This is a genomic window from Mesorhizobium sp. W016, assembly GCF_054719485.1.
The window spans coordinates 5,975,718-5,998,077 of record NZ_JBTTIF010000002.1; the positions used below are offsets into that span (position 1 = coordinate 5,975,718).

General features: G+C 62.1%; 20 protein-coding genes and 1 pseudogene. 8 read left to right on the forward strand and 13 right to left on the reverse strand.

From position 1 onward, the window contains the following. Positions 1-189 precede the first annotated feature (189 nt). The 8 genes and pseudogenes from ACYG9V_RS29270 to ACYG9V_RS29305 form a co-directional block, all read left to right on the forward strand. Positions 190-1,140: a carbohydrate ABC transporter permease gene (locus ACYG9V_RS29270; protein WP_023671182.1), complete on the forward strand. Its 951-nt coding sequence runs from the start codon at positions 190-192 to the stop codon at positions 1,138-1,140. Beyond that, entirely contained in the window at positions 1,137-2,096 is a 960-nt protein-coding gene (locus ACYG9V_RS29275; RefSeq protein WP_023695639.1) for a carbohydrate ABC transporter permease, read from the forward strand. Before ACYG9V_RS29270 ends, ACYG9V_RS29275 begins: the two co-directional genes overlap by 4 nt. A 20-nt stretch (positions 2,097-2,116) precedes the next feature. Beyond that, positions 2,117-3,232, forward strand: coding sequence for an ABC transporter ATP-binding protein (locus ACYG9V_RS29280; RefSeq protein WP_023671180.1), 1,116 nt, complete (start codon positions 2,117-2,119; stop codon positions 3,230-3,232). A gap of 5 nt (positions 3,233-3,237) precedes the next feature. Next, positions 3,238-4,740, forward strand: a complete 1,503-nt coding sequence (locus ACYG9V_RS29285; protein ID WP_352762516.1) for a GMC family oxidoreductase — start codon at positions 3,238-3,240, stop codon at positions 4,738-4,740. After that, complete coding sequence (locus ACYG9V_RS29290) at positions 4,737-5,498, forward strand: 3-ketoacyl-ACP reductase (RefSeq protein ID WP_023814629.1); 762 nt, start codon at positions 4,737-4,739, stop codon at positions 5,496-5,498. The genes ACYG9V_RS29285 and ACYG9V_RS29290 overlap by 4 nt, the downstream gene beginning before the upstream one ends. Before the next feature lie 12 nt (positions 5,499-5,510). Beyond that, entirely contained in the window at positions 5,511-7,139 is a 1,629-nt protein-coding gene (locus ACYG9V_RS29295; RefSeq protein WP_023814630.1) for a GMC family oxidoreductase, read from the forward strand. A 20-nt stretch (positions 7,140-7,159) separates the two neighbouring features. Continuing rightward, positions 7,160-7,477, forward strand: a complete 318-nt coding sequence (locus ACYG9V_RS29300) for a Dabb family protein (RefSeq protein ID WP_023814631.1) — start codon at positions 7,160-7,162, stop codon at positions 7,475-7,477. A gap of 144 nt (positions 7,478-7,621) precedes the next feature. Beyond that, a pseudogene (locus tag ACYG9V_RS29305) lies at positions 7,622-7,945 on the forward strand (MFS transporter); the annotation flags it as partial. A gap of 29 nt (positions 7,946-7,974) precedes the next feature. Here ACYG9V_RS29305 and ACYG9V_RS29310 read toward each other — a convergent pair. From ACYG9V_RS29310 to ACYG9V_RS29370, 13 genes are all read right to left on the reverse strand, one after another. Continuing rightward, on the reverse strand, positions 7,975-8,820 hold the full coding sequence (locus ACYG9V_RS29310) for an EamA family transporter (protein WP_352762517.1): 846 nt from the start codon (positions 8,818-8,820) through the stop codon (positions 7,975-7,977). Between the two features lie 7 nt (positions 8,821-8,827). Next, a complete protein-coding gene (locus ACYG9V_RS29315; RefSeq protein WP_352762519.1) occupies positions 8,828-9,736 on the reverse strand; it encodes an endonuclease/exonuclease/phosphatase family protein in 909 nt (302 codons plus the stop codon). An 88-nt stretch (positions 9,737-9,824) separates the two neighbouring features. Continuing rightward, positions 9,825-11,378 (reverse strand): cation:proton antiporter, encoded by a 1,554-nt coding sequence (locus ACYG9V_RS29320; protein ID WP_352762521.1) that lies wholly within the window; start codon positions 11,376-11,378, stop codon positions 9,825-9,827. 152 nt (positions 11,379-11,530) lie between these two features. Next, the gene (locus ACYG9V_RS29325; protein ID WP_352762522.1) at positions 11,531-12,595 is read right to left on the reverse strand and encodes an ABC transporter ATP-binding protein; all 1,065 of its coding nucleotides are present in this window, start codon (positions 12,593-12,595) and stop codon (positions 11,531-11,533) included. A gap of 30 nt (positions 12,596-12,625) precedes the next feature. Continuing rightward, positions 12,626-13,417, reverse strand: a complete 792-nt coding sequence (locus tag ACYG9V_RS29330) for an ABC transporter permease (RefSeq protein ID WP_023671171.1) — start codon at positions 13,415-13,417, stop codon at positions 12,626-12,628. Continuing rightward, on the reverse strand, positions 13,414-14,328 hold the full coding sequence (locus tag ACYG9V_RS29335) for an ABC transporter permease (protein WP_023671170.1): 915 nt from the start codon (positions 14,326-14,328) through the stop codon (positions 13,414-13,416). Before ACYG9V_RS29335 ends, ACYG9V_RS29330 begins: the two co-directional genes overlap by 4 nt. Before the next feature lie 63 nt (positions 14,329-14,391). After that, positions 14,392-15,498 (reverse strand): ABC transporter substrate-binding protein, encoded by a 1,107-nt coding sequence (locus ACYG9V_RS29340; protein WP_023671169.1) that lies wholly within the window; start codon positions 15,496-15,498, stop codon positions 14,392-14,394. A 239-nt stretch (positions 15,499-15,737) separates the two neighbouring features. Beyond that, on the reverse strand, positions 15,738-16,910 hold the full coding sequence (locus tag ACYG9V_RS29345) for an iron-containing alcohol dehydrogenase (RefSeq protein ID WP_023671168.1): 1,173 nt from the start codon (positions 16,908-16,910) through the stop codon (positions 15,738-15,740). Between the two features lie 18 nt (positions 16,911-16,928). Beyond that, positions 16,929-18,314 (reverse strand): aldehyde dehydrogenase family protein, encoded by a 1,386-nt coding sequence (locus ACYG9V_RS29350; protein ID WP_023756310.1) that lies wholly within the window; start codon positions 18,312-18,314, stop codon positions 16,929-16,931. A gap of 13 nt (positions 18,315-18,327) precedes the next feature. After that, positions 18,328-18,747: a type II toxin-antitoxin system VapC family toxin gene (locus tag ACYG9V_RS29355; protein ID WP_027049802.1), complete on the reverse strand. Its 420-nt coding sequence runs from the start codon at positions 18,745-18,747 to the stop codon at positions 18,328-18,330. After that, a complete protein-coding gene (locus ACYG9V_RS29360) occupies positions 18,744-19,199 on the reverse strand; it encodes a DUF7662 domain-containing protein (protein WP_023671165.1) in 456 nt (151 codons plus the stop codon). Before ACYG9V_RS29360 ends, ACYG9V_RS29355 begins: the two co-directional genes overlap by 4 nt. Before the next feature lie 90 nt (positions 19,200-19,289). Beyond that, positions 19,290-20,660: a glutamine synthetase family protein gene (locus tag ACYG9V_RS29365; protein ID WP_023671164.1), complete on the reverse strand. Its 1,371-nt coding sequence runs from the start codon at positions 20,658-20,660 to the stop codon at positions 19,290-19,292. Positions 20,661-20,750: 90 nt separating this feature from the next. Beyond that, positions 20,751-22,358 (reverse strand): amino acid permease, encoded by a 1,608-nt coding sequence (locus ACYG9V_RS29370; protein ID WP_023825178.1) that lies wholly within the window; start codon positions 22,356-22,358, stop codon positions 20,751-20,753. Between the last annotated feature and the right edge of the window lie 2 nt (positions 22,359-22,360).

The following is a 22,360-nucleotide window of genomic DNA, read 5'->3' on the forward strand; positions in this document are numbered from 1 at the left end:
CTGGCGCAATTCCAGGAAAAGTGTGAGCGGTTTTCCGGCCGGAATTGCGTAAAAGAAAGAGTAGAGAGGTTCGCCGTTTCCGTGAAACGGTGAAACCCTCTTGAACACCATGCCGACCAGAGACCCGTATGCACGGGGCCGCCTTGCCGCCTGACGGCAGGCACGGACGACCCGAACGGGAGGAGCCCTATGAGCAGTGTAGCGACAACCCAGATCAAGCTGACGCCCGAGCGGTCTCGCCCCTCCGTGCGCGCGCGACTGCAGGACGCGCTGCCGAAGATCGTGCTGGCGCCGAGCTTCGCCATCACCATCGTCTTCGTCTATGGCTTCATCCTGTGGACGGTCTATCTGTCCTTCACCAATTCCAAGACTTTTCCGTCCTATGTCATCACCGGACCGCGCGCCTACCTACGGCTATGGGGCTGGACGTTCGACTCCGACCCGCCATCGAGCTGGTACACGTCGATCGTCAATATGGGCATTTTCGGCTTTCTCTACATCGCCATCTGCCTGGCGCTCGGCCTGTTCCTGGCCATCCTGCTCGACCAGAAGATTCGCGGCGAAGGCGTGTTGCGGCCGATCTATCTCTACCCGATGGCGCTGTCCTTCATCGTCACCGGCGTCGCCTGGAAATGGTTCCTCGACCCCGGCCTCGGTCTTGAGCAGACCTTGCATCAGTGGGGCTGGACGAGCTTCCATTTCGACTGGATCAAGAACAAGGATTTCGTCATCTACACGGTGGTCATTGCCGGCGTCTGGCAGGCCTCCGGCTTCATCATGGCGATGTTCCTGGCCGGCCTGCGCGGCATCGACGGCGAGATCATGAAGGCGGCGCAGATCGACGGCGCCACCACCTTCCAGCTCTATCGCCGCATCGTCATTCCGCTGCTGCGGCCAATTTTCCTGTCGGCCTTCATCGTGCTCGCGCACCTTGCCATCAAGTCCTACGATCTGGTGGTGGCGCTGACCAGCGGCGGCCCCGGTGGCTCGGCCTGGCTGCCGTCCAACTTCATGTATGAGTACACGTTCAAGCGCAACGAAATGGCTGTCGGCTCGGCCAGTGCCGTGATCATGCTGATGACCATCGTTGCCATCATCGTGCCTTATCTCTATTCGGAACTCAGGGAGAAGCCGCGATGAGCGCTGTCGCCACCCCTGCCCGCCCCGCTGCTTCCCAAAAGGCCTCCGGCGGCATCAGCACCAAGACCCTCAACCGCATCGTCATCTACGGGCTTCTGGCGCTGTTTGCGCTGTTCTATCTGATGCCGCTGTTCGTCATGCTGGTGACCTCGTTCAAGACCATGGACGAGATCCAGAACGGCAACATGCTGGCGTTGCCCAAAGCGCCGACCTTCGACCCGTGGCTGAAGGCCTGGGGCGAGACCTGCGTCGGCCTAACCTGCGCCGGCATCAAGGGCTATTTCTGGAACTCGATCAAGATGGTGGTTCCAGCCGTACTGATCTCGACCATGCTCGGCGCGCTCAACGGCTACGTCTTAACCAAATGGCGTTTTCGCGGCGCCACGCTCGTGTTCGGGCTGATGCTGTTTGCCTGCTTCATTCCGTTCCAGTCGGTGCTGCTGCCGATGGCGACCATCCTCGGCAGCCTGGGACGTTTCGGCGTGAAGCTGCAGAATGCGACGGGTACGAGTTTCGGTCTCGGCAATCCGACGGTCAACCTGGTCTTCGTCCATGTCGTCTACGGCATCGGCTTCACCACACTGTTTTTCCGCAACTATTACGAGGCATTCCCGAACGAGCTGATCAAGGCCGCACAGGTCGACGGCGCCTCCTTCTTCCAGATCTTCCGCCGCATCATGCTGCCGAACTCGATGCCGATCTTCGTCGTCACCGTCATCTACCAGTTCACCAACATCTGGAACGACTTCCTGTTCGCTTCGGCTTACGCCGGCACAGGCGACTCCATGCCGATGACGGTGGCGCTCAACAACGTCGTCAACACCTCGACCGGCGTCGTCGAATACAACGTCAACATGGCGGCCGCGATGATCGCGGCTCTGCCCACCCTGATCGTCTATGTCGTCGCCGGCCGCTATTTCGTGCGCGGGCTGATGGCTGGCGCGGTCAAGGGCTGATCAATTCGGAAGGAACGACCATGGCTTTTCTGGAAATTGATGGGCTGAAGAAGCGCTTCGGGAATGTCGAGATCCTGAAGGGCATCGATGTCGAGCTCGAAAAGGGCGGCTTCCTGGTGCTGGTCGGCCCGTCCGGCTGCGGCAAGTCCACCTTGCTCAACACGATTGCCGGCCTGGAGCAGATCACCGAGGGCGAAATCCGCGTCGACGGCCGCGCCATCAACGATCTGCACCCATCCAAGCGCGACATCGCCATGGTTTTCCAAAGCTATGCGCTCTATCCGAACATGACGGTGGCCGGAAACATCTCCTTCGGCATGGAGATGCGCGGCGTGCCGGCCGACGAACGCCAAAAGGCGATCGACAAGGTGGCCAAGGTCCTGCAGATCGGCCACCTCCTGCAGCGCAAGCCGAGCCAGCTTTCCGGCGGCCAGCGCCAGCGCGTCGCCATGGGCCGGGCGCTGGTGCGCGACCCCAAGCTGTTCCTGTTCGACGAGCCTTTGTCCAACCTCGACGCCAAATTGCGCGTTGACATGCGCATCGAGATCAAGCGCCTGCATGCCACCACCGGCACAACCATCGTCTACGTCACCCACGACCAGATCGAGGCGATGACGCTGGCGACCAAGATCGCCGTCATGCGCGACGGCGAAGTGCAGCAGTTCGGCACCCCGGCCGAAATCTACAACAATCCGACCAATTTGTTCGTCGCCGACTTCATGGGTTCCCCGGCGATGAACCTGATCCCGGCGACCATTGCTACATCGGGCAATGCGCTGTCCGTCGTGTTGGAGCGCGAGGCGCGCGAGCCCATTACGCTGCCGATGGCCAATGCGCCGGCGGGCCTGTCGGCGTTCCAGGGCAAGCCGATCATCTTCGGCGTGCGCCCGGAAGCGCTGACCGATCCGGAAGGTGCGGAACGCAACGCCTCCAACATTGCCACTGCCGACCTGCACATCGAAGTGGTCGAGCCGGCGGGGTCCGATACTTTCGCGGTGACCAATCTCGGCGGCAAGGGCGTGGTGGCGCGGTTGCGGGCCGACGCCAACATCCAGCCGGGCACCAGCACGCCGCTCGCCTTCAACCTGACCAAGGCCGTGTTCTTCGATCCGGCGACCGAACACCGCATCCGCTGATCGAGATGGTCAGCCCCGATATCGTCATCATCGGCTCCGGTATCGGCGGCGCTACGATCGCCTCCGGTCTGGCGGGCAGCGGTGCCTCGATCCTGATGCTGGAGCGCGGTGAGCCCTTGACGGCAACGCCGCATGCCCGCGACACGCGCTCCATCTTCGTCGACGGCCACTACCGTCCGAAGGAGATGTGGCGTGAGGCCGGCGGTGCGGCCTTCAACCCCGGCAATTACTACTATGTCGGCGGCAATTCGAAATTCTACGGCGCGGTGCTGATCCGCTACCGCAAAGAGGATTTCGCCGCCATGGAGCACTTCGGTGGCGTCTCGCCGGCATGGCCGTTTTCCTACGATGAATTCGAGCCTTGGTATTCGAAAGCCGAGCAGCTGTTTCGCGTCCGCGGCTCGCTCGGCGAGGACCCGACCGAACCGTTCCACTCGATCCCCTATGCTTTCAAGCCGGTGCCCGACGAAGCGCCGATTGCGCGCGCCCGCGCTGAGTTGAAAGCCCTCGGCCTGCATCCGGCCTCGCTGCCGCTCGGCGTCGACATCGACACCTGGCTGAAAGAGGGCAAGACCGGCTGGGACGCATTCCCCAACACCGCCCAGGGCAAGGTCGATGCGCAGACCGGACCGCTGACGGCTGCACTTAAGGACAGCAATATCCGACTCGAAACCGGCTGCCATGTCGAATATCTCGAAGCGTCGTCCGACGGCAAAAGCATCGCTGCCGTTCACTACCGTCAGAATGGCGAGCTGAAGAAAGTCGCGCCGAAGCTGGTCATCCTGTCCGCCGGCGCGGTCAATTCCGCCGTCATCCTGCTGCGCTCGCCTTCACCAGATGGCAAAGGCTTCGCCAACCGCTCCGACCAGGTCGGCCGCAATTTCATGAACCATAATTCGAGCGCCATGCTGGCGATCGATCCGCGCCGCAGGAACGACAGCGTCTACCAGAAGACGCTGATGCTGAATGACTACTATCTCTCCGACGGCAAAGGCGGCAAGCCGCTCGGCAACGTCCAACTGCTCGGCAAGATCGACGGCAACATGTTGAAGGCCAACGTCAAACGCGTGCCGAAATTCGCGCTCGATTACATGGCCGGTCGCGCCGTCGACTGGTATCTGATGTGCGAGGATCTGCCCGATCCGGAAAGCCGCATCATGGTCGACGGCAAGGACATCGTCATGCAATGGCGGCGCTCCAACATGCAGTCGCTGGACGGGCTGACCAAGGTGATGCGTGAGAACTTCCGCGCCTGCGGTTATCCCATCGTGCTGTCGCGTCCCTTCGACAAGCGCACGCCCTCGCACCAGTGCGGCACGGTGAAAATGGGCGATGACCCGGCGACGTCGCCGCTCGACCCCTTCTGCCGCGCCTTCGACCACCCGAACCTGTTCGTCGTCGACGCCAGTTTTCTGCCGAACTCCGCAGCCGTGAATCCGGCGCTGTCGATTGCCGCCCAGGCGTTGCGCGTGGCCGAGCATATTCGCCGAACGGACCTCGCGGCATGACCCGCCCCGCAGCCATCGTCACCGGCGGCGCGCGCGGCATTGGACTGGCCTGCGCCGAGGCGCTGGCCGATGCAGGCTTCGACATTCTCGTCGCTGACCTGGCCAACGACCCCGCCAAACGGCTTGTTGAAAACATCATCGCGCGCCGCGCAAAGTTCGCTTACCACCGATGCGACATTGCCAGCCTTCCCGATCACGCATCGCTTATCGACGCCGCCACGCATGAGTTCGGCCGAATCGACTGCCTTGTCAACAATGCCGGCGTCGGCGCCATGGTGCGCGGCGACCTGCTGGAACTGACGCCCGAAAACTTCGACCGTGCGCTCGGCATCAATCTGCGCGGCACCGTATTCCTTAGCCAGGCCGTCGCCAAGGCGATGCTGGCGGCTCCCAGCAATCATCCGCGCTCGATCATCACCATCACCTCGGTCAGCGCCGATATGGCCTCGCCGGAACGCGCCGACTACTGCATCTCGAAAGCCGGCCTTTCGATGTGGGTGAAGAACCTGGCGCTACGGCTTGCGCCGGAAAACATCGGCGTGTTCGAACTGCGGCCGGGCATCATTCGCACCGACATGACCGCGAGCGTATCAGCCAAATACGACGCGCTTATCGACAGCGGCCTGGTGCCGGCAAAACGCTGGGGCGAAGCATCGGACATCGGCGCCGTGGTGGCGACGCTTGCCGCCGGCAAGCTCGGCTTTTCCACAGGCTCGATTATCAATGTCGACGGCGCGCTCTCCGTGCCTCGACTGTAGGTGGATAGAGTTATGACCGACTACATCATCGTAGGTGCCGGCCCGGCCGGCTGCGTTCTGGCCAACCGGCTGAGCGAGGATTCAGCGAATTCCGTGCTGCTGCTCGAGGCCGGCGGCAAGGACTGGCACCCCTACATCCACATGCCGGCGGGCTTTGCCAAGATGACCAAGGGAATCGCTTCCTGGGGCTGGTCGACTGTGCCGCAGAGGCACATGCAGGACCGCGTCTTCTGGTATACGCAGGCGAAGGTGGTCGGCGGCGGCTCGTCCATCAATGCCCAGATATACACGCGCGGCAACGCTCGCGACTACGACGCATGGGAGAAGGAAGAGGGCCTCGCGGGCTGGGGCTATCGCGACGTGCTGCCCTATTTCAAGCGCGCCGAGAACAACCAGCGCTTCGCCAACGATTTTCACGGCGACCAGGGGCCGCTCGGCGTGTCGAACCCGATTTCGCCGCTGCCGATTTGCGAGGCCTATTTCCGCGCCGGCCAAGAGATGGGCATCCCCTTCAACCCGGATTTCAACGGCGCTAGCCAGGAAGGCGTCGGCTACTACCAGCTGACCCAGAAGGACGCCCGGCGCTCATCCGCTTCGGTCGCCTATTTGAAGCCCATCCGCGCCCGCAAGAACCTGACGGTCCGAACCGATGTGCTGGTCACCCGCATCGTCGTCGAGAAAGGCCGCGCCATTGGCGTCGAGATCGTCGACAAACCCGGCGGCGAGAAGACCATCATGCGCGCCGAGCGCGAAGTGATCGTCTCGTCCGGCGCCATCGGTTCGCCGAAGCTGTTGATGCAGTCGGGCATCGGCCCGGCTGATCACCTGAAATCGGTCGGCGTGACGCCGGTGCATGATCTGCCCGGTGTCGGCTCCAACATGCAGGACCATCTCGATTTGTTCGTCATCGCCGAATGCACCGGCGACCACACCTATGACAACTACGCCAAGCTGCACCGCACCGCGTGGGCCGGCTTGCAGTATCTGCTGCTGAAGAAAGGGCCGGTCGCCTCCAGCCTGTTCGAGACCGGCGGCTTCTGGTACGCCGATCCGACCGCCGCCTCGCCCGACATCCAGTTCCATCTGGGACTGGGCTCCGGCATCGAGGCCGGCGTCGAGAGGTTGAAGAACCCCGGCGTGACCTTGAACTCGGCCTTCCTGCGCCCGCGCTCGCGCGGCACGGTGCGGCTGAGCAGCGCCGACCCGGCCGACCACCCGCTGATCGATCCCAACTATTGGTCGGACCCTTATGACCGCGCCATGTCGATCAAGGGCCTCAGGCTTGCGCGCGAGATCATGCGGCAGAAGGCGCTTGCACCTTACGTGTTGCGCGAGGTGCTGCCCGGACCATCGCTCGCCAGCGACGACGAGCTGATCGACTATGCCTGCCGCACCGCCAAGACCGACCATCACCCCGTGGGCACCTGCCGCATGGGCCATGACGATATGGCGGTGGTCACACCGGACCTGCGCCTGCGCGGCATCGAGGGCCTGCGCGTCTGCGATGCCTCGGTGATGCCGCGCGTGCCTTCCTCCAACACCAATGCGCCGACCATCATGGTCGGCGAAAAAGGCGCCGACATCATCCTCGGCCGCGAGCCGCTTCCGCCGGCGGTGTTCTCCGGCAATCGGGCCGCATAGCCACTTAGGAGAACGAACCAATGATCAGACACTGCGTCTTCGTACGCTTCCGCGGCGATGTGCCCGCCACCGAGCGCACGGCAATCCACGCCGATCTCGAAGCACTGCGCTCCGTCGTCGACGGCATGGACACGGTCCATTTCAGCACCAATGTCAGCCCGGAGCCGTTCGCGCGCGGCTTCAGCCATGCCTTCACCATCGACTTCCGCGATGCCGCCGCCCGCGACGCCTATCTCGTGCATGAAGCGCATCAGCGCGCCGGCGCCCGATTGGTCGCAGCGCTCGAAGGCGGCACCGACGGGCTGATGGTGTTCGATCTCGACATTACGAAAAAGTGACCGCGCTTCTTTCGAAAGCCGGCTGACGCCTGTTCTCTTTTGCGCCCCAAGGAACATATCGTTCCCCGGGGCGCTTAGGAGGAACGTCGTGGCTCTTCCGCGCAACAGAAGAAAACCGTCCTTGCCTCCTTCCTCGGCTGGACGCTCGACGCTTTTGATTTCTTCCTTCTGACGTTCCTGCTCACCGATATCGCAACCGGATTCAACACTGACGTTCCGGCAGTCTCCAAAGCGTTGTTCCTGACGCTGGCGACACGCTTCATCGGCGCCTTCTTCTTCGGCAGGCTGGCCGACAAATATGGGCGCAAGCCCATTCTGATGCTCAACATCGTCAGCTATTCGGTGGTCGGCGCGCTGGCTGCCTTCTCGCCCAATCTCGTGGCTACGCGCTGGCGCTGTTTGCCGGCGTGGTCGCCGTCTGCATCATCGTCGTCATCCGCTTCAGTCCGGAACGGCGCGGACAGGTGATGACGGTGCTCGGCTGAAGTATCAGGCTCTCAGCCCAGTCTGAGGGCCACGACACCGGCGACGATGCCGAGCGCGGCGGCGCCGCGCCAGCCTGTCATCTTCTCGCCGAGCGCGAAAACCGAGATCATCATGGCAAACAGGATCGACGTCTCCCGCAACGACGCCACCGAGGCGATCGGCGCCTTGGTCATCGCCCACATGACGATCCAGTAGGCCGCGCCGCTGAGCACGCCGGTGAACAGGCCTGCCTTCCAGTCACGCGCCAGCACGGGCAGCGCCTTGGGCCCGCGAAAGATGAGGCACAGCACCAGCGCCCACGTGGCATCGCAGATGAACAGCCATGCGGCATAGCTCTGCGCCGTCGCCGCCAGCCGCGCGCCGCTGCCATCCGACAGCGTATAGCTGGCAATGAAGATAGAGGTGCCGAGCGCAAAGCCGACCGCGCGCAGATTGATCCGCTCCAGATGCGCGCCGCCGCGAAACGACATCACCAGCGTGCCGGCTGACAACAAGAGGATGCCGAGGATGGCGAATGGGCCGGGGATCTCCTGCACCACGACAACGCCGCCCAGGGCCGCAAGCAGGGGCGCCGTGCCGCGCGCCAGCGGATAGGTCTGGGCGAAATCGCCGGCCTTGTAGGCGCCGATGAGGAAGGTCCGGTAGCCCATGTGAAAGAGCACCGAGGCGATTATAAAGGGCCATACCGCGGCCTTTGGAAACTCGACGAAGGGCAGCACGAACAGTGCGGCAAAACCCATGCCCAGCGTCATCAGCGTGATCGACAGGAAGCGATCGAGATGCACCTTGACCAGCGCGTTCCAGATCGCGTGCATGGCGGCGGCGGCAAGCACCGCGAAAAAGACGAAAAGCGTCATCGAGGGCTCACCGATCTCCCGAGCTCAAAGGCGTTTCGAGATCGATATCGATCCGGACCGGAAAATGGTCTGAAGCGATCTCGCCTATATCGGCACTGACCGAGCGCACACGGTCCGCGAACATACCGCCGACGAAGCAATGGTCGAGCCGGCGTTTTGCCACTTTCCCGTCGATCGTTTTCACATGGGTGTGGAAATCGGCAGCCGGCTCGCTAGCGACGGCAGCGGCATCAACAAAGCCGTCGAGATAAGCTGCCCCGCGATGATAGGGCGTGCTGCCGACGATGCGGCTGTATTCGGCGCTGCCCGGCTCCATGTTGAAATCGCCCATCCAGATCGCAGCTGTCGGGTTTTCCGGCTCGGCCTCGCCACTGGTCCAGTTGCGCGAAGGCTCATCGTCCGCGCCGCTCCACGGGCCGCCCTCGGACGGCGCGCGGCGATGCTCGGCCAAGAGATAGTCGATCTGCTCCAGACGCTCCTCCGCCGCGATATGGGCGAGATGCAGCGACAGGACCCTTACCGGTCCGGCCGGCGTGCGGATCATGCATTCGAGCGCGGCGTTGCGCATGTTGAGCGGCCGCAGCGTGCGGCGCATGGGCAGCGCGTGCAGCCGCGACCAGGCGATCGGCAGCTTCGACAGCAGCATGGTGCCGAACTGGCGGCGGCGGTTGACGACCCGGCCGTCGCGCCGCTCACTGGCGTCCATGTCGAAGGCCGGGCCATAGACCCAGTAATAGCTAGGCAGCAGCTTGGACAGGACCTCCGGCTGGTCGTCCTCATTGGTGCGCTGCCAATGCCGCTCGACCTCCTGCAGCGCGATGATATCGGCGCCGTCGACCAGCTTGGTGCAGCGCGAAAGATCGTAACGGCCATCGCCGCCGAACCCGTACTGGATGTTGTAGCTGACCAGTTTCATTGCTTATCCGGCTCAATTTCGCTTTGGCAGTAGCGGTTCGGCAGACGGGTTGCAATGTACCGGCACGACGGCGGAACTGGGCCAGCGTCTATGATGTGGTCAGCGGCTGGAACCGGCCCGCCGGCGATGCCGCCAGTTCGGCCCAGTCGATCTCTTCCTCCAGCCGGTGGTAGGCTTCGTCGCCGATCGTGCCGTTGCTGCGCAACTCCTCGAGCGTGTCGCGCTGGCGGTTGATGGCATAGAGGCGCAGCCGGTCGTATTCGGTCGCGGCCTGAGCATCATCCGGGTTTTCCGCAATCAGGCGCTGCGCCTCATACTGCTCGCGCACGACAGCCGCCGCCGCAGATGTCTTGCGGCTCAGCACGTCCAGTGCTGCCTGCATGATGGCGACGCGCGCCTGCGCCACCTCATTGTCGACGGTTCTATCGGGGTCGAAGTTGATCCAGCGCAGCAGCGGCTTCAGCGTCATGCCTTGCAGCACCAGCGTGCCCAGCACCACCGCGAAGGCGGCAAGCACGATCGGGTCGCGGCCGGGAAAATCGGCCGGCAGCGCAATGGCCACCACCAGCGTCACCAACCCACGCATGCCGCACCAGCCGACAATGACGGCGCCGCCGAACGTCGGCAATTCCCGCCTTGCCTCTTGGCTGCCGAAGCGGGCAAGCCACCGGATGATCGCGACGTAACTCGCCACCCAGACAAGGCGCGCGACGATAACGACGACCAGCACCGTTGCGGCGAAAAGGAATGCTTCGCCTTGCCCGTCGCCGGCCAGCCTGCCAACGATCGTGCGTGCCTGCAGGCCCATCAGCACGAAAGCCAGCACGTTGAGCACGAACACCGCCGACTCCCAGACCGAATAGGTGCTGACGCGGCGTCTCGCCGACGACTGGCGCGGCGCCCTGCGCGCAATGGTCATGGCATAGACGACGATGGTGATGATGGCGGAAAGGCCGAGCCTGTCGGCGATGATCCACACGGCGAAGGTTCCGGCAAACTGCACCACCGTGCTGCTCGCCGCATCCTCGATGCGGCCGAGCGCCAGCAGCGAGACGCGGCCAAACAGATAGCCCGCGATCACACTGCCGATCGTTGCCAGCAGGATCACCGGAACGGCGTTGCTGAGCATGATCGTGCCAAGCGCGGCCGAAACCGCCAGCCGGTAGATCAGCAGCGCCGTGGCATCGTTGAGCAGGCTCTCGCCCTGCAGGATGGCGGTGATGCGGTGCGGTACCTTGAACTGGCTGAGCACGGCGGATGCGGCCACCGCATCCGGCGGCGCGACGATGGCGCCAAGCGCGATTGCCGCCGCGATCGGCAGGCCGGCCATCTTCCAGCCGACCAAGGCAACCACCACGGTGGTGAAGACCACGGCGCCCAGCGCGAGCAACGCGAGCGACAGCCGGTAGCGCTTGAGGTCGCGCAGCGACGTGTCATAGGCGGCGTCGAGAAGCACCGGCGCGATGAACAGGGCAAGCGCCAGTTCCGGATCGATCTCGATCGTCGGCGCACCGGGTACGAAGGCAATCGCGACGCCGGCCAGAGCCAGCAGGGACGGATAGGGAATTTCCAGCCGCCGCGACAGCGCCGTCAGCGCGACGGCAGCCAGAAGCAGGATGAGGGTAAGTTCGAATAGCGCCATGGCCCATCGTAGCGGCGAAGCGGCATCGTGGGCAGTGGCTGGATGGCAAGATGCTGTTGATTGTCCAGCAAACGCCCGACCTTGGCAGGATACGGCCGTTCATCGCGCTGGCCTGATTCGACCGTCTCGGTTCCCTTGGGATGCTGCTTTTACTAGTGCAGCACCAGCATGTCGCTCGATGAAAACGATATCTCCGCCTTCTCGCCAACAGCCGGCGGTGGCGTTGCCGGGCTGTTGAAGGTGTCGAGCGACACCGTGTTGCCGCCGATGCCGACGCGAACGCGGATCACCGAGCCGAGGAAGTGCACTTCGGAGATTTCGCCCGACAGGCTTGAATCGCGACCGGGCTGGCGCCCTAGCGAAATCGCCTCGGGACGCAGCGCCAGCGACAGGGTGTCACCGGACTTCGAGCCGTTGAGCTTGCCCTTGAGCGAGACTTCCTGCGTGTTGACTTGCACCGTGCCGGCCGCGGCGTCAGTGACCTTGCCTTCGAGCACGTTCAGCGTGCCGACGAAATTGGCGACGAACTTGGTCGCCGGCCGGTTGTAGATCTCGAACGGCGTGCCGACCTGCTCGGCCTTGCCGCCATACATCACCGCGATGCGGTCGGAGATCGACAGCGCCTCTTCCTGGTCATGGGTGACGAAGATGGTGGTGATGCCGAGCTTCTTCTGGATCGAGCGGATTTCCTCGCGCAACGACACACGTACCTTGGCGTCGAGCGCCGACAGCGGCTCGTCGAGCAGAAGCAGCTTCGGCTTCGGCGCGATGGCACGCGCCAGCGCGATACGCTGCTGCTGGCCGCCCGAGAGCTGATAGGGATAGCGGTCTGCCATCTGCGGCAGCTTGATGATGTCGAGCATCTCGGCCACGCGTCTGTCGATGTCCGCCTTGGCCATCCCGGCGACCTTCAGGCCGAAGCCGATATTCTGCGCCACGGTCAGGTTCGGGAACAGCGCATAAGCCTGGAACACCATACCGACATTGCGCTGGTTGGGCTTCAGCCTCGTGATGTCCTTGCCTGCGACGACGATCTTGCCCGCCGACGGCTCTTCGAAACCGGCGACCATGCGCAGCACGGTGGTCTTGCCGCAACCCGATGGCCCAAGGAAGGAAACGAACTCGCCCGGCTCGACATCAAGATTGAAATCTTCGACCACGGTGGTGGCGCCGAAGGATTTTCGCACATGCTGGATGGAGAGGAATGGTTCGGCCATGGCTTTTTCTTTCGATCAGTACTTTGTCGATCAGTTCGGGCGGTTCGCCGATCTCGGCGCGAAACGGGACAGGATCTGGATCAGCGACATACAGCCCCAGGTGATGGCGAAGGCGATGATGGCAAGCGCCGCCGGCTCATAGGCGCGGTTGGCGCCAACGTTTTGCAGATAGGGGCCGAAGGCGGGCCGGTTGAGCAAGCTGGCCATGGTGAATTCGCCAATGACGATGGCGAAGGTAAGGAAGGCGCCCGACAGCACGGCGATCAGCACATTGGGCAGGATCACACGACCAATGATCGTGCCCCAACCGGCGCCAAGGATCTGCGCCGCTTCGGTCAGCGTCCTGACGTCGATGGTGCGCAGTCCGGTATCGACCGCGCGATACATGTAGGGCAGCGCCAGCATTGCATAGCCGATGACCAGCAAGGCATTTGTGCCCATGTCGGTCGCCAGGAACGGCAGCGGCGAATTCGAACCGTACATCCTGATATAGCCGAAGACGATGACGATGGCGGGAATGACCAGCGGCAGCAGCGTGATGAACTCTACGATCGGCCGCAGTTGCGGCAGGCGCAGTCGAATCCAGTAGGCGGCGGGCACCACGATCAACACGCCCAGAATGATGGTGAAGATGGCGGCAAGCACTGAGTAGCCAAAGGTCGCCTGAAAACGAGGGTCGCCAAGCACGATCTGATAGGCGTCGAAGGAATAAGCGCCGCGCCGCATGCGCAAGGAAAATTCCACCGTCGCGATCAGCGGAATGAAGAAATAGGCCGCGCCCAGCCCGAAGACGACCCAGGCCCAGAATTTTCCGGACTTCATTTCAGCCACCTCTCCGAGCGCGTCCGGAACCAGATGTAGAAGACATTGGCCAGCCCGGTGATGACGATCATGCCGAAGGCGATCGCATAGCCGAGATGGGCATTGTGCAGCACGTCACCGCGTATCTGCGCATAGAGCAGGATCGGCACGATGTTGAGTGAAGAGCCGGTCAGCGCATAGGCGGTGGCGATGGCGCCGAAGGCATTGGCGAAGAGCAGGATGACCGTGCCGAGGAAGCTCGGCCAGATCACCGGGATGACCACCATGCGCCAGTATTGCGTCTGGGTGGCGCCAAGCGTCGCCGCAGCCTCGCCCCACTCCTTCTTCAAGCCGTCGATCGCCGGCGTGATGATGACCACCATTAGGGGAATCTGGAAATAGACATAGGTCAGCGTCAGGCCCCAGAACGATAGGATGTTGAAGCCGTGCGCATAAATGTTGAGGCCGAACACGGTGTTGAGCAGCACCGTGGCGAGACCGAGGCGTCCGAGCGTGGCGATGAAGGCGAAGGCCAGCGGTACGCCGGCGAAATTGGAAGCCACGCCGGAGAATGTCAGCGTCGCCGAACGTATCCACTCCGGCAGGCCGCCGCGCACGATGGCGATGGCGATGCCGAGACCTGCGAAGGCGCCGATCAGCGACGAGGAAAGGCTGACCTTGAGCGAGATCCAGTAGGCGGCGACAATCGATGGCTGCGCCAGTGCTGCTATGTTTTCGAACGTGAATTCGCCGGCATCGTTCTGGAATGCACCCAGCATCAGATAGAGCGTGGGTAGGATCAGGAACATGATGGCGAAGATGAAAAATGGCGCAACGCCGAGCCATTGCGTCGGCAGTCGCATTGCACGCGCCTCGCTGGGGGGCGCGGTCTTCCCGGCAACTGCGTGATCGGAAAGCGAGATATCTGTCATGCGCCGGCTACCGTCTCCGAGGAACACCGGGCGGCCGCGAGGCCGCCCGGTTGGTTTCAAGCCTTACTTGACGTTGGCGCCGACGACGGCATCCCAGTTCTTGGTGACGGCTTCCTTTGCCTTGCCCTGCTCGTCCAGCGTCGGGAACACCGCGGCAGCGTAAGCCTCGGCCGGCGGCAGCTTGGCCATCACGTCCGCCGGGAGCTTGCCGTTCTTGGCAAGATCGTTGAAGCGGATCGGGTGGCAATAGCCCTTCAGCCAGCCGATCTGGCCTTCGTCGGAGTAGAGATACTCCAGCCAGAGCTTGGCAGCGTTCGGATGCGGTGCGAAAGCACTGATCGCCTGCACATAGACGCCGGCAACGACACCGGTCTTCGGCACGACGACGTCGACGGGCGGATTGCCCTTCAGCGTGTCGCGACCGGCAAGTGCATTGTAATCCCAGGTCACCAGGATCGGCGTTTGGCCTTGTGCCAGGGTCGCCGGTTTGCCGATGACCGGCACGAAATTGCCGGCGGCGTTAAGCTTCTTGAAGAAGTCGAGACCAGCAGTGCCAGCAGCTTCGCCGGCAGCCGCACCACCGGAAATGCCGGCCGCGTAGACGGCCTGGATGGCCTGGTTCGAGGCGCGCGGGTCGCCGGCAAGCGCCACGGTGTTGGCGAATTCCGGCTTCAGCAGGTCAGCCCAGTCAGCAGGCGCTTCCTTGACGAGGTCCTTGTTCACCAGGAAGGATAGCACGCCATAGTAGTCGCCGGTCCAGTAACCATCGGCATCCTTGGCGCTGTCGGGGATCGAGTCCCAGGTCGACACTTTGTAGGGCTGGATCAGGCCGTCAGCCTTGGCGGTCGGGCCGAAGGACAGGCCAACGTCGATGACGTCGGGCGCCTGCGGGCCCTTGTTGTCCTTGTTGGCCTTGATCGCCTCGACCTCGTCGCCGGAGCCGGCATCGGGGTTGAGTTCGTTGATGGTGATCTCAGGATACTTTGCCTTGAAGCCGTCGATGACGGCGCCGTAGCCGCACCAGTCATGCGGCAGCGCGATGGTCGTGAGCTGGCCTTCCTTCTTCGCAGCGGCAACCAGTTCATCCATGGACTGGGCCGACGAGATAGCAGAGGTCGCCATGAGGGCGACGGCCGAAAGGGAAAGCACTTTCCCTGTGAACTTGAACATGTGTTCTCTCCGTTGAACTGGCGTCCTGGACGCCTGCGATGCGGTATCGGTTTCATATGACAGCCAGATGAAAGCTTTTTGAAACTGGCCCCCGGCGGTACGAAAAGTTAACTCTTTTTAACCGGCTGTAGCAATTAGCCTCGACTTAATTTCCCGGCTAATGGTTTATTGCCTTGCTTTTTGCCCCCTTGCCCTTCCTTTCCCTTCGTTTTTAGATCACGTCCGGCGCAGAAACCGCCTCAGACAGTGCCGGCGATAGTGTTCTCGAGCAGCGTCAGCGCCGCCTTTTTGGTCAGCTTGACCGGGTTGCCGCCGGCTGTCGGATCGACCACCGCCATGTCGGCGATCAGCCCCTTGCGCTTCTTGTCCATGTCGAGCCCCTTGATCAGGCCGGGCAGCGCATGCGGCACCTTCAATTCCTTGCGCAGCTTGATGATCGCTTTGGCAAAGCCGTCGAAGCCACCCTTGATGCCGCAATAGGCAGCGAGCCGGGCAATCCGCTCCTCGATGGAGTCGCGATTGAAGGCCAAGACATAGGGCATGAACACCGCATTCGTCATGCCGTGATGGGTGTCGTAGAGCGCGCCGATCGGATGCGACAGCGAGTGGATGGCGCCAAGACCCTTCTGGAAGGCGGCAGCACCCATGGCGGCCGCACTCATCATGTGGGCGCGCGCGACAAGGTCCTGGCCGTTGGCGTAGGCCTTGGGCAGGTTCTCGAACACCAGGCGCACACCTTCGACGGCAATGCCGTCGGCCATCGGATGGTAGCCCGGCGCGCAATAGGCTTCGAGGCAATGTGCCAGCGCATCCATGCCGGTGCCGGCGGTGATGAAGCCGGGCATGCCGACCGACAGTTCCGGATCGGCAATGACGATTGCCGGCAAAAGCTTCGGATGGAAGATGACCTTCTTGGTGTGCGTCGCCTCATTGGTGATGACGCCGGCACGCCCGACTTCCGAGCCTGTGCCGGCAGTGGTCGGCACGGCGATGATCGGCGCGATGGCATCCGAATTGGCGCGCGTCCACCAGTCGCCGACATCCTCAAAGTCCCAGATCGGTCGCGTCTGGCCGGCCTGGAACGCGATCAGCTTGCCGAGATCGAGCGCTGAACCGCCGCCGAAGGCGATGACGCCGTCATGCTTGCCCTTCTTGAACACGGCGATCCCGGCGGTGAGGTTGGAATCGACCGGGTTCGGCTTCACCTCGGAGAACACGCCATAGGATACCTTGGCGTCGTCGAGGATTTTCAGCGTCGAAGCGACGACCGGCAGTTTCGCCAACCCCGGATCGGTGACGAAAAGCGGCCGCTTAATGCCGGTGGCCGCGAGCACCTCAGGCAGTTCCTTGATGCGCCCGGCACCGAAGCGGACGGTGGTCGGGTAGTTCCATTTGGAGATCAGCTTGGACATGTCTTGTCTTTCAAAAAATCAGATGGCTTCGCGCAGATGGAAGGATTTCGGCCGGGTCAGATTGTCGTAGCCGAGCGCCGAAAGGGCGACGCCTTTGCCGGTGTCCTTGACGCCGGTCCAGACCAGCGCCGGATCGAGGTAGTCGCAGCGGTTCATGAACACGGTGCCGGTCTCGACGCGGTCGCCGATCGCCACCGCATGCTCGATATCGCCGGTCCAGATCGAAGCGGTCAGCCCGTAGGGGCTGTCGTTCATCAGCGCGATCGCCTCCTCGTCGTTACGCACCTTCATGATGCCGACGATCGGGCCAAAACTTTCCTCGCGCATGACGCTCATCTGGTGGTCGACGCCGGTCAGCACTTCCGGCGCCAGATAGGGCGAGCCGGCCTTGTCGTTAGCCACCTTCATATTGATGTGTGCGATTGCACCCTTGCGCAGCGCCTCGGCCTTCTGCTCGCGGATCAGGTCGGCAAAGCGCGCCTGCGCCATCGGCCCCATTGTCGTCTCCTGTTCCAGCGGATTGCCGACGACATAATTCTTCGTCTCGGCGATGAAACCTTCGACGAACTGGTCGTAGACCTTCTCATGCACATAGACGCGCTCGATGCCGCAGCAGCACTGGCCGGAATTGTAGAAGGCGCCGTCGACCAGATTGGCCACCGCATGGTCGAGCTTGGCGTCGGGCAGCACATAGGCCGGATCCTTGCCGCCGAGTTCGAGCCCGAGCGTCATGAAGGTGCCGGCCGCCGCCTTCTCGATGGCGCGGCCGCCGCCGACCGAACCGGTGAAATTGACATGGTCGATCTTGCCCGAGCCGAGCAGCTTCTCGGTCTGGGCATGGTTCAGCACGACATTCTGGAACACGCCCTTGGGCAGCCCAACCTTGTCGAACGCCTGCTGGAACCGTTCGCCGACCAGCAGCGTCTGCGCCGCATGTTTGAGGATAACGGTATTGCCGGCCATCAGTGCCGGCACGATGGTGTTGACGGCGGTCAGATAGGGATAGTTCCACGGCGCGATCACCATGACGACGCCGAGCGGATCCTTCTTCACATAGCGTCGGAAGCCGTCCTTCGGGTTGGATGCCGGCACGGATTTCAGCGCGGCTTCAGCGATCTCGACCATGTAATTGGTGCGTTCCCTGACGCCGCCGAACTCGCCGCCATAGCGCACCGGTCGCCCCATCTGCCAGGCGATCTCCGGCACGATCTCGTCGGTCATCGCGACCAGCGCTTCGAGCATCGCCAGCATAAATTTGCCGCGCTCGACGATCGGTGTCAGCGCCCACTTCTCCTGCGCCGCCTTGGCGCGCTCGACCGCGGCATTGATCGCCTGGTCGGTCGCGATCGGCCGCTCGGCGTAAATCGAACCATCGATGGGCGATTTGAGTTTTACGGTTTCCAAAGGATACTCCAAGTTAGCAGGCTAGGGTGCGCAGATGGCCATTGCGGCCATAGCGAAGGATGGGCTCGTCACGCGTCACCAGAACCATGTCCAACGCTCTCGCACTTGCCATCAGTATCCGATCGATGGGATCACCATGAGGCGGACCGGGCAGGTTGGATGACGCAATCAGAATGGCTGGTGAGATAGCGCTGAGCTTTGCCGACATTCGCTCGATGAATCGCTCCACGAAGTCGAGTGGTGCCAATGGCAGATTGAGCCGACCCTTGGCTACGCCGATTCCGATCTCCCATGCCGACATCGGTGAAAGATACAGACGGCCGTCATAGGCCGCTTCCGAAATCTCCCGGCTTGCGTGCGGATCGATCAGACTATCGTTGGCGACAAAGATCACCGCACATGTATCCAGAAGCAGGTTTGGCCCTTCGCTCATTTACGCACCGCAAGTTTGCCGTCACGCGCGTCAGCCTCACCGCCCAGATAGCCCCGGTCCCATGGCTCGTCATCGAAAGGTTTGGTGATATCAAATCCGGCTTCGATCGTTATTAGGCCCTTCATGAAACCAAAACCGGGGTGGCGATCCGCGCGCGCCTCCTTTGGCGCGGCAGGCACGCTACCACTGGGCGGCGCCGAAATGGGCTCTTTGCGAACGCGGCGAAATACCAGTTTCCCACTCCCTATATTGACGGATTCGGTCTCGAACCCAGCCTCAAGCCACTCCCTTGTCATGGGATTGTTGCTCGGATTGTTGCTCCACCATGCAGGGTATTGCTTCGATGCGGGCAGCGGCAGATTGAGCACTCTCTCGATTTCGGCGAATGACATCGGAACGCGATCGACATTTTGGGCAATGAGAAAGTCCTTGAGCGGCGCATATTTGGACATTGCAAACTCCTCAATGTAGCGCACTGCAGTTTACAGGTACCATATGGTACTAACTTCACTACATTGTCAACATTAAAGCTGTATAAAGTTTTAATACCGCTCGAACCCCCTGTGCAGTTCCCAATCCGTAATGCGGCGGTCGTATTCGAACTGCTCCCACTTTGCGGTGTGGACATAATGTTCGAGCACATCGTCGCCGAGCGCCTGCTTCAGCATCTTCGACTTGGCCAGCGTCTCGGTGGCGTCGCGCAGCGTCTTCGGGATCTCCGGCAGGCGCGAGGCCTGGTAGGCATCGCCGACGAACGGCTTCTGCAGTTCGAGCTTCTCGTCGATGCCGGCAAGGCCGGCGGCGATCAGCGCCGCGAAAGCGAGATAGGGGTTCAGGTCGGCGCCGCCGATGCGGCATTCCATGCGGATGCCCTTGGTGCCCTCACCGCACAGGCGGAAGCCGGCGGTGCGGTTGTCCTCGCTCCACATGATCTTGGTCGGTGCGAAGGTGCCGGCCTGGAAGCGCTTGTAGGAGTTGATGTAGGGAGCCAGGAACCAGGTAAACTCCCTGGCATATTTCAGTTGCCCAGCCGCCCATTGCTGGCCAAGCGTGGACAAAGTCCAGTCCGCCTTCTTGTCGAAGAACAATGGCGTCTTGCCATCGGCGCTCCACAGCGAATTGTGGATGTGGCTGGAATTACCGGCGAGCCCGTAATTGTATTTCGACATGAAGGAAATCGACTTGCCTTCGGACTCGGCAATCTCCTTGGCGCCGTTCTTCAGGATGACGTGGCGGTCCGCCATGTCGAGCGCCTCGGCATAGCGCACATTGATCTCTTCCTGCCCCGGGCCCCATTCGCCCTTGGAGTTTTCGATCGGAATGCCCGCCGCTTCCATCTCGTTGCGAAGCCGGCGCATGACGCCTTCTTCCTTGGTGGTGATGCCGATCTGGTAGTCGCCGATATAGGGCGACGCGGTGTCGAGCCCCTGCCAGTGCTTCTTGCGGGCGGAATCATAGGTCTCGTTGAACAGGTAGAATTCGAGCTCGGAGGCGAAGTAGCCGATATAGCCGCGTTCGGTGAGCCGCTTGACCTGCTTTTTCAGCATCGCGCGCGGCGAATGCGGAAGGTCGTCATGGGTGTGGTGGTCGAGCACGTCGCAGATCACCAGCGCGGTCTTTTCCAGCCACGGAATCCGCCGCAGCGTGGCAAGGTCCGGCTTCATGACGAAGTCGCCATAGCCCTTCGACCAGCTTGCCGCCTTGTAGCCCGGCACCGGCTCCATATCGATGTCGGCGGCGAGCAGATAGTTGCAGCCATGCGTCTCGTCATGAGCAGAATCCACAAAGTACTGCGCCAGGAAACGCTTTCCCGCGAGCCGCCCCTGCATGTCGACGATGCAGGCCAGCACCGTGTCGATCTCGCCATTGGAGACCGCTTTCTTCAACTGATCGAACGAGAAATTTCCGGCCATTCCTTTGGCACTCCAGCTAGCCGCTTGGGCTTGTCACTTTGAAAGGGAAAAAGCCGTGGCTATCGAACTCGCCACGGCTTTGATTGTTGCTCAGGCAGATTCGCCGACAGCCTTTTCAGCGGCTGCAATGATCGCCTTGCGCTTGGCGATTGCCGCCTCGCCGATTGGCGGACCCTGGAAACGCCGGTTTTCAATGGCGAACCAAAGAATTGCCAGGATGATGGCGAAGCCAACCGAATAGTACCACAGGCCCGGCACGAAGCTTGTGGCGGCAACCGGCGGATTGGCGGCAGCGTCGCCCGGTGTGCCGGGGATCGACACGACGAAGGCATGACCACCGATCGTGACCAGGACGGTTCCGATCATGACAATGACCGCGAAGACTTTTGACAAACCGCCCAGACGGAAGCTGCCAAAGGTGGTCCAGGTTTTTCCTTCGGCAAAGAAACCCGCAACAATCGGCATTGCATATGAAATGTAGAGATACATAGCGCAGCCGGTCGAGAGCGCGGCAAAGGCATTGAGTGGCGTCGTCACGGCGGTCAACACGACCGCCATGATGGCGGAGAACCAGATCGCCGCCACCGGCGTGCGATATGTCGGGCTGACCGAGCTCAGCAGGCCCGAGAATGGCAAGCCACCATCACGCGCAAACGCATAGATCATCCGTGATGTGGACGTCACGGCGGCTAATGCGCAGAGGAAGTTGGAAATGATCACACCGATCAGCATCAACTTGCCGATAAACGACGTCATGATGGCTGCGATGAAGAGATTGTTGAAGGAACTCCAGCCGGAGGCGGCGGCGGCATTCAGATCCGGGATGGCCATGATCATGACAAGGATCAGCACAAAACCGAACACGCCGGACCAGAAGACTGAATGCAGCATGCCCTTGTGCACCGTGTCGCGCGCATTGACTGTTTCTTCCGCCGTGTGTGCGGACGCGTCAAAGCCGGTAATGGTGAACAGCGGATAGAGAAGGCCGATGATGATCGCCATCAATGGACCGGTTTGCGGGGAAACGCCACCACCAGAAGCCCCGGTGTTGTTTACGAAGGTGAACGCCTTGCCGATGTCCAGGCTTGGCGCCGCCATCAGAAACATGATGATAAGGATGACGGTGACCCCGAGGATCAGGTAGCCGGAGAAATCCGTCAGTATGGTCGTCAGCCTGATGCCGAAGTGGTTCAGCAGGGCTTGCGCCGCGGTGATGACGGCGACCGATAGAATTTGCGTCCCCATCCCCCAGCCGGAGACGTCCCAGCCGAGTACCGAACCGAAGAACAGATCACGCGTGATGAGATAGAGAAACACATTCACGGCCGGGATGACGAACAGCAGTCCCAGCAGATTGACGTAGGCCGTTGCCCAACCCCAGAACCGGCCGCCCAGGATTGACGACCAGTGATACAGGCTGCCTGCCGTCGGGTAGGCTGACGCGATCTGGCCAAGACAGGCCGCAACGACAAGCGCATACGCGCTGCCGATGATCCAGCCGATGGTCAGTGAGAATGGACCGCCCGTCGAAAGCGCGATCGGGAATGATCCAAACCCGCCGGACAGGATGCAGATGATCGAAAACGAGATCGCAAAGCTTTGGAATGCTCCCATGCGCCGCGATAGTTCCTGGGCGTAGCCCATGCTGTGAAGGACCTTCACGTCCTCCGATGTGTCCGTGTGTATCGGTGCTGCCATTT